The organism is Streptomyces sp. NPDC048483 (genome assembly GCF_040651455.1).
Lineage (GTDB): Bacteria > Actinomycetota > Actinomycetes > Streptomycetales > Streptomycetaceae > Streptomyces.
The window spans coordinates 1-12,568 of sequence record NZ_JBEZJZ010000006.1 but is presented as its reverse complement, the minus strand read 5'-3'; the positions used below and the strand labels follow the sequence as shown (position 1 = coordinate 12,568).

At 69.6% G+C, this 12,568-nt stretch carries 9 protein-coding genes; 5 read left to right on the top strand and 4 right to left on the bottom strand.

Annotated elements, in window-relative coordinates:
* Window positions 1-512: 512 nt before the first annotated feature.
* The 3 genes from AB0D04_RS04815 to AB0D04_RS04805 all read left to right on the top strand — a co-directional run bounded on the left by AB0D04_RS04815 (window position 513) and on the right by AB0D04_RS04805 (window position 6,464).
* Window positions 513-4,520 (top strand): AAA family ATPase, encoded by a 4,008-nt coding sequence (locus AB0D04_RS04815; protein WP_362699425.1) that lies wholly within the window; start codon window positions 513-515, stop codon window positions 4,518-4,520.
* 391 nt (window positions 4,521-4,911) lie between these two features.
* Window positions 4,912-5,700, top strand: coding sequence for a GntR family transcriptional regulator (locus AB0D04_RS04810; RefSeq protein WP_362699423.1), 789 nt, complete (start codon window positions 4,912-4,914; stop codon window positions 5,698-5,700).
* A 5-nt stretch (window positions 5,701-5,705) separates the two neighbouring features.
* Window positions 5,706-6,464: a glycosyltransferase gene (locus tag AB0D04_RS04805; RefSeq protein ID WP_362699421.1), complete on the top strand. Its 759-nt coding sequence runs from the start codon at window positions 5,706-5,708 to the stop codon at window positions 6,462-6,464.
* On the opposite strand, the gene AB0D04_RS04800 is transcribed toward AB0D04_RS04805, so the two are convergent.
* The 3 genes from AB0D04_RS04800 to AB0D04_RS04790 all read right to left on the bottom strand — a co-directional run bounded on the left by AB0D04_RS04800 (window position 6,454) and on the right by AB0D04_RS04790 (window position 9,962).
* Window positions 6,454-7,584 carry a PP2C family protein-serine/threonine phosphatase gene (locus tag AB0D04_RS04800; protein WP_362699419.1) on the bottom strand — a complete coding sequence of 377 codons (1,131 nt, stop codon included), beginning with the start codon at window positions 7,582-7,584 and terminating at the stop codon, window positions 6,454-6,456. The genes AB0D04_RS04805 and AB0D04_RS04800 overlap by 11 nt on opposite strands.
* A 144-nt stretch (window positions 7,585-7,728) precedes the next feature.
* Complete coding sequence (locus AB0D04_RS04795; protein ID WP_362699417.1) at window positions 7,729-8,652, bottom strand: FkbM family methyltransferase; 924 nt, start codon at window positions 8,650-8,652, stop codon at window positions 7,729-7,731.
* Between the two features lie 74 nt (window positions 8,653-8,726).
* Complete coding sequence (locus tag AB0D04_RS04790) at window positions 8,727-9,962, bottom strand: amidohydrolase family protein (RefSeq protein WP_362699415.1); 1,236 nt, start codon at window positions 9,960-9,962, stop codon at window positions 8,727-8,729.
* A gap of 179 nt (window positions 9,963-10,141) precedes the next feature.
* Between AB0D04_RS04790 and AB0D04_RS04785 the strand changes: the two genes are divergently transcribed.
* On the top strand, window positions 10,142-10,591 hold the full coding sequence (locus tag AB0D04_RS04785; RefSeq protein ID WP_362699413.1) for a DoxX family protein: 450 nt from the start codon (window positions 10,142-10,144) through the stop codon (window positions 10,589-10,591).
* Between the two features lie 244 nt (window positions 10,592-10,835).
* Window positions 10,836-11,393 (top strand): hypothetical protein, encoded by a 558-nt coding sequence (locus AB0D04_RS04780; RefSeq protein WP_362699411.1) that lies wholly within the window; start codon window positions 10,836-10,838, stop codon window positions 11,391-11,393.
* A 15-nt stretch (window positions 11,394-11,408) separates the two neighbouring features.
* Here the strand turns inward: AB0D04_RS04780 and AB0D04_RS04775 are convergent, their stop codons facing one another.
* Window positions 11,409-12,464 carry an LCP family protein gene (locus AB0D04_RS04775; RefSeq protein WP_362699655.1) on the bottom strand — a complete coding sequence of 352 codons (1,056 nt, stop codon included), beginning with the start codon at window positions 12,462-12,464 and terminating at the stop codon, window positions 11,409-11,411.
* Window positions 12,465-12,568 lie beyond the last annotated feature (104 nt).

Sequence of the window (12,568 nt, the reverse complement as noted above, 5' to 3'; positions counted from 1 at the left end):
ACGGCAGCAGAAGCGATCCGGGCCACAGGCGGCAGCGGCTCCACCGCCGCATGGGCGATACCACGCCGCGCGGCTGTGGAGTACACGACCTCCGCGCCATTCAGCGCCGGTCCCTCCCCTCGTGGGGACCGGTGCCGAACGGCGCGGGCTGCGTCGATCCGCGCCGTACCGGCGCGGATCGAGGAAGGCCGGACCCGTCGTGGTCGACCCGATGGCGGTCCGGATGGGACCGGCTCCACGGATCTTTCGGACTCACGTGCCGAGACCGGCGCCGACGTCTCGTAACTTTGGCGGAAGCTGACCGAGAACATGCGACGTCATGAGGTGTCTCTCCGAGCGCTGAACTGGTGGCCTGTCTGGGCGACGCCCGGCTGATGCGCTGCTGCGTCGTGATCCTGCCAGCTGTGGCTGCCGCCGAAGAGGTTCCGGTCTCGGGCCAACTGCCTCACCGCAGGTCAGCCGTATAAAGTGGGTTTTCCGGTCCGGAAGTCCAGGCGCGGGGGAAGTAAGGAGTGGAGACCTTGAGTTCCGACTCAGGGGCACGCACAGCCTTCGCCGAACGTCTCGCGCTGCTGTACAAGGAGGCCGGCAACCCTCCCCTCACACGCGTGGCCGAGTCGGTCGTCCGGCTTCAGCGGGTCGATGAACGAGGGCGGCCCGTGCGGGTGTCCGCTCAGCGGATCAGCGACTGGCGACGGGCCAAGAACGTGCCTGCCCAGTTCGCCGCCCTCGCGGCGGTGCTGCAGATCCTGATCCCCGAAGCACGGCGCTCGCGGCCCGCTCCGGTGTCCACGGGTCTATACGACCTGGCGCAGTGGCAGCGTCTGTGGGAGCGCGCGGTGGCCGACCCGGTCGGCGACCGCCCCGCGGCATCCGCGGACAAGGAGGAACGGCCCCCGGACGACGCCCCGACCGTCTCCGGTGGGGTGTGCCCGTACCGGGGGCTGGCGTCGTACCGCCGGCAGGACTCCCGGTGGTTCTTCGGCCGGGAGCGGAGCACGGATGCCCTCGTTGCCCAGCTCCGCGCGGTGGAGACGACGGGTGGCCTGGTCATGCTCGTGGGCGCCTCGGGAGCCGGAAAGTCCTCCCTGCTGAACGCCGGCTTGGTGCCCGCATTGCGCAACGGCGCGCTGGGCGACGGGAACGGCCAGGAGCGGGAGGTGCTGCAGCTCCTGCCAGGAGGCGATCCGCTCGGGGAGCTGACCCGCCGGATCCCCGAGTTCGCCCGCGTCCTCTTGGCCGTGGAGGAACCCGCGGCGAAGAAACCCGGCACTCCGCACTTCGCGCACGCGGTGCGGGAGGCCGCCACGGCATGGGCAAGGCGCACGACATCCTCCGCCGCACGTCCGGTCGTCATCGTGGATCAGTTCGAGGAGGCGTTCACCCTCTGCTCCAACGAGGCGGACAGGCGCACGTTCCTCCAGCTCCTCCACGCCGCGTGCACCCCAGCCGATTCGGGCGCCCCGGCCCCCGTACTCGTCATCCTCGGCATACGCGCCGACTTCTACGAGCAATGCCTCGGGTACCCCGAACTGGCCGACGCGCTGCAGCACCGGCACATGGTGCTCGGGCCGCTGACCAGCACGGAGCTGCGCGAAGCGGTGACCGGTCCGGCCAAGGCCGTGGGCCTGGAACTCGAACCGGGACTGGCGGAGCTGATCGTCCGGGAAGTGAGCGCCGACGGGCCCGGCGGGGCGCACGACGCGGGCGTGCTGCCGCTCCTCTCCCACGCCCTGCTCGCCACCTGGCAGCGACGCAAGGCGCGGCGGCTGACGCTGGCCGGCTACCGCGCGGCGGGCGGAATCCAGGGAGCGGTGGCGGCGACCGCCGAGCGGGCCTGGTCCAGCCTCGACCCGGCAGCACGCGCGGCCGCGCGACAGCTCCTCCTCAGGCTGGTCCGGCTGAGTGAAGACACCCAGGCCACCCGGAGGCGGGGGACGCGGCGCCAACTGGCGAAGGAGTCGACGGACCCCAACAAAACGGAGGAATCGCTCGAAGCGCTGGTTCACGCCCGGTTGGTGACCCTCGACGCGGAGACCGTGGAGATCACCCACGAAGCGCTGCTGCACGCCTGGCCACGCCTGCGCGACTGGATCGACGAGGACAGGAACGGCAATCTGCTGCGCCAGCGGCTGGAGGAGGACGGCAGGACCTGGGAGGCCTCGCACCGCGACACGTCGCTGCTGTACCGGGGTTCCCGTCTGGAACAGGCCCGCAACTGGGCACAATCCGCCGGTAACACCTTTCTGACCCGGAGCGCGGTGGAATTCCTGGCCGCTTCGGTCAGGTTGCGCAAGCGCACGGTATGGATCAGCCGTGCTGCGGTGTCGGCGCTGGTCGTCCTGGCGATGCTGGCCGTCGGCTCGGCGGTGGTGGCGTGGCAGCAGCGGGACGACGCGGTGTTCGAGCAGGTGCTCGCCGAAGCCGATCGCGTCCAGCACACGGATCCGTCGCTGTCCGCTCGGCTCGACCTGGTGGCACACCACTTGCGGCCGGACGACGAGGGCGCGAACAACCGGTTGATCTCGATCGTGAACGCGCCGCTGGCCACGCCGCTTCTTGGCCACACCGGCGCCGTCTACCTCACCTCCTTCAGCCCGAACGGACGGATCCTGGCCACCGCGAGCTACGACCGCACCGTTCGGCTGTGGGACGTGGCGGACCCGACGCGCCCCAAACCCCTGGGCAAGCCCCTCACCGGCCACACCAGCTGGGTGACCACCGCGGTCTTCAGCCCGGACGGACACACCCTCGCCAGCGCTTCGGACGACGGCACGATCCGGCTCTGGAACGTGCGGGACCCCAGCCACCCGCGCCCGATCGGTGCGCCCTTGACCGGCCACGACGGCACGCTCTCCCTGCTCGCCTTCAGCCCGGACGGCCGCACCCTGGCCTCCGCCACCGAAAAGCACGCCGTCCGCCTGTGGGACGTGGGCGACCCGCGCCGGCCGAGGTCGCTCGGCGCCTTGACCGGACACACCACCGCCGTGCGCTCCGTGGCGTTCAGCCACGACGGACGGACGCTGGCAGCCGGCGGCGACGACGGCACGATCCGGCTGTGGGACAGCTCCGATCCGCGGCGTCCGACGCCGATCGACACGGTGCTGACCGGTCACAAGAGCACGGTGCACTCCGTGGCCTTCAGCCCCGACGGCCGCACCCTCGCCAGCGGCAGCGCGGACGACACCATCCGGCTCTGGAAGGTGGCCGCCCCACGTCACCCGACGCCGCTCGGTGCGCCGCTCACCGGCCACACCGGCCCCGTATGGTCGGTGGCCTTCAGCCCCGACGGCGGCATGCTCGCCGCCGGCAGTGCGGACAGCACGGCGAGCCTGTGGAACGTCAGCAATCCGGCATATCCGTCGCAGGTCGGCGAGCCGCTCGCCGGCAGCAGTGGCGAGATGTACGCCGTGGGCTTCAGCCCCGACGGTCGCACCCTCGCCACCGGGAGCGGCGACAACAAGGCCCGCCTGTGGTCGATCCCGACGTCGGACATGATCGGCCGCATCGGAGCGTTCCGCCCGGACGGTCGGGTGCTCGCCACGGCCTCGCGCGACCAACGAGTTCGGCTGTGGAACGTGAAGACTCCCCGCCGGCCCGTATTGCTGGGCAAACCGTTCACTCCCGGGGTGGGTGACGTGCGGTCGCTGACGTTCTCCCCCGACGGCCACACCCTCGCGGTGCGGACGGGAAGCCGCGCACTGCATCTGTGGAACGTCACCGATCCGGCTCGGCCGGTCCTCTACGGGCCGCCCCTCACGCTGCAGACGCGCTATGCGGACGCGCTGGCCTTCAGCCCGGACGGGCACACGCTGGCAACCGCCCACGACGACCGCACCCTCCAGTTGTGGAACGCCGGCGACCCGTCCCACCTCCGCCCGCTCGGCCCGCCGCTCACCGGCCACAAGGGTTACGTCAACTCGCTCGCCTTCAGCCCGGACGGCCGAACTCTGGCCAGCGGCAGCTCCGACGGCACCGTCCGGCTCTGGAACGTGGCCGCCCCGCGGCATGCCGCCCCACTCGGCGCGCCTCTCAAGGGGCACCTGGGCCCCGTCAACGCGCTCGCCTACAGTCCGGACGGCCATACGCTGGCCAGCGGCAGCGACGACAACACGGTCCGGCTCTGGGACGTCACCGACCCCCTCGAACCAACCCGGCTCTCCTCCCTCACGGGCCACACCGAAGCGATCGTGTCGCTGACGTTCAGCCGGAACGGCCGCACCCTGGCGAGCGGCGGCAACGACGACACGGTCCGGCTCTGGAACGTCGCCCACCCCTCCAGGGCCACTCCCATCGGTCAATCGCTGAGCCCCAACGCCAAGACAGGCAATTTCCTGTCGTTCAGTCCCAAGAACCGCCTGCTCGGAGTGTCGAGCGGCGCCGATACCGTCCGCCTGTGGAACCCGGACACCGACGAGGCAATTCGTCGCATCTGCTCGACCACCCGGGGCGTTCTGACACCGGAGAAATGGCACGAGTATCTGCCCCGTCTGTCGTACGCGCCTCCGTGTGGCGAGTAACGGAGCCGAGGACCGGCCAACGCCGGGTGCCGGAGCGTCAGTTGGGACACCTCCGGTCGGCTCTGCAAGCACCCTTGGCTCTCTCCTCCGTTGCCACCCCCCGGCGGACCGCATCACGTGATCCCGATCACAACTCCTCATGGCAACGGGGAAGTCGTCTCCCGCCACACGAGCAGCGTTGTTAGTCTTGGCCGCAGCCCGATCGCTGGTGCATCCCCCGTCGCCAGCGGTCGGGCGTTTTCATGCCCTCGGGGCCCCCTTAGGGCGTAGAGGTGCGCGCCTCTCCACTCGTCAACACCTCTTGAGGAGTCGTAGGCTGGAGCCGCCTGACCGGCCGGCTCGGCCGGGGCGGCGAGCGACGGAACGGCGAACGACGGAACGGTGAGCGCCCATGGCAGTGGCGTACGAGCGGATCGCGGACACCCTCCGGCAGTCCATCCGTGCAGGTCGGCTGAAGCCTGGTGAGCGCTTGCCCTCAGAGGCGAAGCTCGCCGAGGAGTTCCGACGGAGCGTGCCCACCGTCCGGGACGCCCTTCGGGTCCTGCAGGACGAAGGGCTCATCGAGAAGCAGCACGGCCGTGGCAATTTCGTCCGGCGCCGCCGCACCCTGGCACTCCGCACCAATCTCCGGCACCAGTGGGAGAAGAACCGCGCGCGCAAACCGCTGGAGCAGCGGGCCCGGACCGGCGCCACGGAGCAGGACACCGGCCTCCAGGTCGACGACCTCGTCTTTTCCGCGTCGTACCGAGAGATCGAGGCGAACGAGGATCTCGCGAGGGCGTTCGGCCTCCCGGCAGGCACCACCCTTCTCGAACGCATCTACAGAACGCGGTGCACGGCCGAGAGTGCGCCCTTCAGTCTGGTGACCTCCTACCTCGTCCACGATCTGATCGCGCAGAACCCGGATCTGCTGGACGAGACGAAGGAGCCGTGGCCAGGGGGTTCGCAGAGCCAGCTGCACTCGGTGGGGATCGAGCTGGACCGCATCGAGGAGCGCGTCACCGCCCGCCCGCCGATGCCCGAAGAAGCGGAAGAGCTGGAGCTACCGCCCGGCACGTCGGTGCTCGTCCTCCGGAAGACCTCGTACGACACCCATGACCGCGCCGTGGGCGTCTCCTACGTCATCCTGCCCGGCGACCGCACGGAAATGCTGTTCACCACTTCCCTGGAAAGGTGGTGAGTGCCGTGCGTCGGCGCATCATCATCGTCACCGCCGTTCATGCACCGTCGGCGCACTTCTTGCCGGACGCCTACACCTCGCTCTGCCGGCAGGAACTCCCCGAGGGCTGGGAGTGGCACTGGGTCGTCCAGGAGGACGGAGAGACCGACGAGGTCGCCCCCCATGTCCCCGACGACGCCCGCGTGACCTTCCGGCAGGGACGGCCGGGCGGCCCCGGTGTCGCCCGCACCATGGCCCTCTCACAGGCCGACGGCACCTACGTCAAGATCCTCGACGCCGACGATCAGCTGCCACCGGGCGCGCTGGCTCGTGACCTGGCCGCTCTCGAAGGCGACCGGAGCATCGGCTGGGCGACCTCCCGCGCCCTCGATCTGCTGCCCGACGGGTCGACCGCCGGCTTCTCCTCGGACCCCGAGGCGGGGCCGATCGAGCGCGGCGCCGTACTCGACTTCTGGAAGGCGAACGGATTCCGCGCCCAGGTCCACCCGGCAACCCTCTGCGTACGCCGCGACCTGCTCCTCGCCCTCGGTGGCTGGATGGCCCTCCCGGCTTCGGAAGACACCGGTCTCCTGCTCGCCCTGAACGCGACGAGCCGCGGCTGGTTCTCGCCCGAGGTGGGGCTCCTCTACCGGAAGTGGCCTGGTCAGGCGACCGGCCAGGCCTCCCACACCGACACCGCGGAGCGCGCCGCCCGCATGGCGGTCGTCGAGGCCCGAGCGCGGGAGCTCGCGTCCTTCGCGTGGCGCTACCCGGCTACCGATTGACCGGATCTCGTTCCCCGGTGCGGCCTCTGCCGCGGCTGACCGCGAGCAGTGCCAGGTCATCGGTGATGCGGCCGCCGGTGTGGCGGCTCACCCCGGTGAGAAGGGTGTCCAGGAGCACATCCGGGCCGGGAAAGTCGCGCCCGGTCAGCCCGGACGCGGGGTCGTAGAAGTCCCCGGCGTGGTTCCGCGCCTCGTTCAGGCCATCGGTGTACAGCAGGAGCGTCGCCCCTGAGGGGAAGGGCACCGTGTCGGTCCGGTCCCGCTCGGCGCCCAGCTCCGCCAGCCCCAGGGGGAGGGCCGGCTCGGACGGTTCCGCGCTGCGCACCTGGCCGGCGTGCAGCAGCAGAGGCGCCGGGTGACCGCGGTTGACCAGCCGCAGTTCATCGCCGCGGTGCGGGATCTCGACGAGAACGCCGGTGACGAACCCCTCGGTCCGCTCGGGTCCCTTCCGCCGCGCTCTTTCCCGTACCAGTGCCCGCTCCAGCCTGGCCGCGATCCCGACGAGGGTGGGTTCCTCCTCGGCGGCCTCCCGGAACACCCCCATGGCCACGTCCACCACCTTGACCGCGTCCATGCCCTTGCCCCGGACATCGCCGACCAGGCAGCGCACGCCGTACGGGGTGTCCTGCGCGCTGTACAGATCGCCCCCGATCTGTGCGTCCTTCACGGCTGCCCGGTAGCGCACGGCGATCTGCAGGGGCCCGATCGAGGCCGGCAGCTGCGGCAGGACGGCGCGCTGCACGGCGAGGGCGATTCTGCGTGCAGCCTGCAGCCGCACATTGCTGTAGTACATGAGGCGGTTGACGCCGATGGCGAGGGCCGAGACGGTCGCGACCGCTGCCAGTTCGCTGACCCCACCGGAGTTGTCCACGAAGCCGAAGTGGGTGAGCAGCGCGATGTCGGCGGCACAGGCGCCGATGCCCGCCAGGACCGTCGCGCGCAGCGACAGCAGTGCGGCGGCTGTCATCGGCGCGGCTGTATAGAAGGCCTCCGCGCTGACATGCGGAGAAGTGTGGTAGTCGAGGACGGCACCGCCGAGGAGCAGGACGACGGGCAGCAGCTGGAGGTGGCCCAGACACCAGCGTCCGACGCTGGTGCGCCCCACGCTCGGTGCCCTCACGTACCCGCTCCCGCTCTGTCGCGCCGTGCCGACACCTCAAGCATCCTCGGGCCGGATTACGGCTGCCAGTCGTGGAGCGGCCGTATGGGTACGTGCCGTACGTGCCGTACGTGCCGTAGGCGCCCCGGGGGTCCCACCACTGGCTCAGGGCAGCTCTTCGGCATCGACGCGAGAGAAGATCAGGTCACTCTCTTCGGCGACCGGGCCGCGCAGCCGCACCGGCACGGCCACCGACCGACGCAGCGCCGCCGGATAGCTCCCGGGGGCGTAGTCGTTGGGAAGGCGATACGTATGAAAGCCGTGTTCCCGCATCGTCTCCAGCAGCTCGGTGACCGAGTCCCCCAAGCGCTCCATCCGCTCGGGATTCACCTCGACGGTGATCTCCGCGTCCGGCCGCAGCTTTTCGAGTATCGGCGCCATGCCTCGTACGACAGCACCCTCCGCGCCCTCCACATCGATCTTGATCACTCGGGCCGAGGCGATCTCCTCCGGCGCAAGCAGATCGGGCAGCGGGTAGGCGTCCACCTCAAAAGTGGCCTCGGCGGGGCCTTCGTACGGGACGATGCTGGCGGCGCCCAGGTTGCTGGAGCTGGCCAGTATGAAGGTCAGCTTCCTGGGCTCGTCGGAGACCGCGGCGTTGATCGCACGGACGTTGTCGCACCGGTTCATCTCGGTGTGGAGCAGCACGCGGCGGTGGAAGGCCGGGGTGGCCTCGATGGCCACCACCTTGCCCGTCCCGCCGACGAGCCGTGAGGCGAGCAGGCTGTAGTAGCCCACGTTGGCCCCGACATCGACAAACGTGTCGCCGGGACGCAGCCGGCGCTCCAGCCAGTGCGTCATGTGCGGCTCCCACAGGCCGAACAGGTAGATGAAGCGCTGGATGAGATCCCGCGTATCGACGGCCATCTCCGAGCCGAATCCGGTGCGGACGACCCTCCGCCGAGGATGGTCCCGCAGCCAGGGGTTCAGGAACCGCTCCGCCAGCATCGCCTTGCCGAGACAGCCAGGGGCGTCCCGCACGTATCCACGCCCGATGGTCACCAGGGTCTCGCTGATGTGGTTGCTCATCCGACCACCTCTCCGCGCGGCCGGCGCGAACCGTCCCGCTTAACGCCAAGGCACCCCAGAGCTCCACCGCGGGCTCAGGAGACGACCGCCGTCCGATCTTGGTCGAATGGTAGATCCAGCATACGAATCGCGTTCCCGCGCAACAGCTTGTACGCCACTTCGTCGGGCAGACCGCCGACATGCTCGGCCGCCACCTGCTTCGTGTGCGGCCACGTCGAATCGACATGCGGGTAGTCGGTCTCGAACGTCGCGTTGTTCACCCCCACCGTCTCGATCGACTCGACGCCGTGCTTGTCACGGAAGAAGCAGCAGAAGATCTGCCGGTAGTAGTACGTCGACGGGGGTTCGGGGATCAGGTCCTTCACCCCACCCCAGGCCCGGTGCTCCTCCCATACGTCGTCCGCACGCTCCAGGGCGTACGGGATCCATCCCATCTGGCCTTCGCTGTAGGCCAGTTTCAGCCGGGGGAACTTCACGAGGACGCCGCTGAACAGGAAGTCCATCATCGAGGCCATCGCATTGTTGAAGCTCAGGGATGCCTGTACGGCGGGCGGCGCGTCCGGCGAGGCCGCCGGCATCTGGGACGAGGACCCGATGTGCATGTTCACGACGGTGCCGGTCTCCTCGCACGCCGCGAAGAACGGGTCCCAGTAGCCGGAGTGGATCGACGGCAGGCCCAGATGGGTGGGAATCTCGCTGAAGGTCACCGCCCGCACACCGCGCGCGGCATTGCGCCTGATCTCGGCGACCGCGAGGTCGATGTCCCACAGCGGGATGAGGCAGAGCGGGATCAGCCGGCCACCGCTGTCGCCGCACCACTCCTCCACCATCCAGTCGTTGTAGGCCCGGACGCAGGCCAGCCCGACCTCCTTGTCCTCGGCCTCCGCGAAGGTCTGCCCACAGAAGCGCGGGAACGTCGGGAAGCAGAGCGACGCCTCCACGTGGTTGATGTCCATGTCCTCCAGCCGGGCCTTGGGGTCCCAGCAACCGCGCCGCATCTGCTCCCGCGTGATGCCGTCCAGCGTCATCTCGTCACGGGAGAAGCCGACGGCCGCAATGATGCGCTTGTACGGGAAGATCAGGCCCTCGTACTCCCACCAGTCGGTGATCTGGCCTTCCGGATCGGTGGTGAACCGGTACTTCCCGCCGACGTACTCCAGCTCACCGATGCCGGCCGTGAAGGGCTTCGGTCCCCGGTCCCGGTACTTCTGGGGAAGCCAGGTCTCGAAGAGGTGCGCGGGCTCGATCACATGATCGTCCACGCTGATGACCTTGGGGAGGTCTCCCGTACCGCTGCCGTTGCTGACCACGCTGTACCCCCAACTGTCCGACGGTTCGGTCGAGCACAATCTGACGGTGCATCAGCTTCAGGCTATGGGCCAACCCCCGCGACAACAAGGAGGAATCCGGATCTGCACCTCTTGCCAGATCAGGCACCTTCCGTTGAACTGACGTACCGTCAGCTCAACTCTCGGGCGGAAGGATCGGCATGCACACAATCTGGCTCAGCGGGGCCGAATGGCTCGCGGTCCTCCGTATCGGGCTGGGCCTCTGGTGGCTGGAGAGCTGGCGCCACAAGGACAAGAAGGACTGGTTCGCCGGCGGCGGCATCGCCTGGGCGGCGGGCGTGGCAGCCAAGCATCGCTGGCCCGTGGTCCGGAAGGGCTTCGACCGCATGGTGAAGCCCCGTCCCCGGCTGATGGCGTACCTCGTCGCCTACGCAGAGCTGGCTCTCGGTCTGGGCCTGATCGTCGGATTCCTCACACCCATCGCCCTGGGATGCGGCCTCGCGCTCAACCTGATCTACCTCGTGCTGATGATTCACGACTGGGGCGAGCAAGGGCAGAACCTCATGATGGCCCTGATCTCCGCGGTCGGGCTGTTCGGCATGTGCTGGCAGGTGTGGTCACTCGACGCGGGGGTCGGACTCTTCCTCTAGGCCGTGATCGCCATCGTGATCGTGATCGTGATCGTGATCGCCGCACCTTCGCCACCGCGCGGCGACCGGTTGGGCGTCAGCGGCCCGGGACTTCCCTCGCCGCTCTGGCCTGTTGGCGCCCGGCATGTCAATCTGCGCACGCCCGAGCCACGCCCCTTCACCCCGGCCTTTCGGCCACAAGGACGGACAGGGGACGCTTTTCACAAGGCACTGTCCACTGTCGTCCGCAGACGAGGAGATGGTGATGAGCGATCCCAACGCCGCAGCACAGCAAGCCACTTCAGGCACTTCAGGCACTTCAGGCACTTCAGGCACGTCAAGCACTTCGACGATTCAGGACGCCCCTGAAGCCACCCTTGAAGGGGAGCTCAGGGAGTCGCACGCGGCACGCGCCCGAAGCGCTCTCGTCCGTGCCAGGGCCACGTGCCTCCACGTCGGCATCGAAGAGCACGAGGCCAAGCTCGTTCCCACCGGTCCTGCGGGAACGGCTGCCGGCGCCATACGTCTGTCGGAGCAGGGGCTGGCCGCGCTCGAAGAGCGTTCCCCCGATCCCGCGGCGGACGCCCGCTGCGCGAGGAACGCCGCCGCCGCCGCGACCCTTGCCGCCCAGATAGCCCGGGCCCACGATGACTCCGAGCTCTCCGGCGCCGCCCACCAGGCCGCCCTGGCGGCGTCGATGGCGGCCATGGAGGCCGCGGGCGGGAAGGCACTGGGAAGGGACCCGCACCTGAACGCCAGGGCGAGCACCGCCGAGGCGACGGCGTGCGCCGCCGCCACGGCAGCCGGCTGGCTAGAGCCGTAAAGACCTGGCGGACGGTCAGCCGGTCAGCACCGGTTGGTCGTTCCGCAGTTCCGCGAAGAGCTTCTTCGCCCGGGGCAGGTCCCACTTCACGGCGCTGCCCTTGGAGGTCGGGAAGCCGAGGCTGGCCACGGGGACGTTGAGGCGCTTGCCGTCGCCGGCGGTGACGCTCTTCATCGCCTGGAAGAGCGAGGTGAGGTTCAACAGGCTCATGTCCTTGTCCACGATGAGCGTGTCCAGCCCGGCGCTCATGGTGGGGTAGACCTTGGACGGGTTGAGCACGATGCCCGGCGTGGCGGTCCTCTTGGCGAGCGCGGCCAGGAACTTCTGCTGGTTCTGGCTGCGGCCGAGATCGCCCTGGGCCTCCTGGTGGCGCTGGCGGACGAAGGCGAGCGCCATGCGGCCGTTGAGCGTATGGCAGCCCTTCGTCAGGTTCGCGCCCGACTTCTCGTCCTTGATGTCCTTGTCCAGACACATCGGCACACCGCCGACGGCGTCCACGATGCCCACGAAACCCGCGAAGCCGATCTCCGTGTAGTGGTCGATGGGCAGCCCGGTGTTGCGCTCGATGGTGCGGACGAGGAGGTTGGGGCCGCCGAGCGAGAACGCCGCGTTGAGCTTGTTCTTCGATGTGCGGTAGTGCTTGCCGGTTTCGGGGCGGATGTGCGGCGGGATGGTCACCCAGGAGTCGCGCGGCAGGCTCATCATGGTGGTGCCGTGGGCGCCGGTGTGCAGCAGGATCATCGAGTCGGTGCGGCGGCCCGCGTCCGCCGAGCCGCCGGTGTGGAGATCCTTCTTGTCCCGGTCGGAGAGGCCCGCCCGGCTGTCGGAGCCCACGATCAGATAGTTGGTTCCCTTGCCCTGCAACGGCCGGTCGGCGATCTTGGCGAGGTCGACCTCGCGGTTGAGCTTGGTGTCGGCCCAGACGTAGGTGCCGGCGGATGTGATGAGACTCACCGCGGCCAGGAGCGTCGCGATCCGCAGGAACCGGCGGCGCCTGCGGGGGCGGGGGCGGGCCTCGGCGGGTCTGCCGGACCTGGGGCTGCGTCCGCGACCGGGAGAGGTGCGGCGCATGCCGCCGCTGTGCCCCCCGCCGGATATGTGCCCGTCGAGCGGCGGCGACGCGAGGTCCGCGTCATGCGGCGCGAGGGCCGCGTCGTACGAGGACGGGAGGCCCG

Excerpts from the sequence above, each read along its gene's own strand:
- AB0D04_RS04785 (WP_362699413.1), top strand. The coding sequence starts at position 10,142 with ATGCACACAATCTGGCTCAGCGGGGCCGAATGGCTCGCGGTCCTCCGT.
- AB0D04_RS04810 (WP_362699423.1), top strand. The coding sequence starts at position 4,912 with ATGGCAGTGGCGTACGAGCGGATCGCGGACACCCTCCGGCAGTCCATC.
- AB0D04_RS04775 (WP_362699655.1), bottom strand. The coding sequence starts at position 12,464 with ATGCGCCGCACCTCTCCCGGTCGCGGACGCAGCCCCAGGTCCGGCAGA.
- AB0D04_RS04795 (WP_362699417.1), bottom strand. The coding sequence starts at position 8,652 with ATGAGCAACCACATCAGCGAGACCCTGGTGACCATCGGGCGTGGATAC.
- AB0D04_RS04780 (WP_362699411.1), top strand. The coding sequence starts at position 10,836 with ATGAGCGATCCCAACGCCGCAGCACAGCAAGCCACTTCAGGCACTTCA.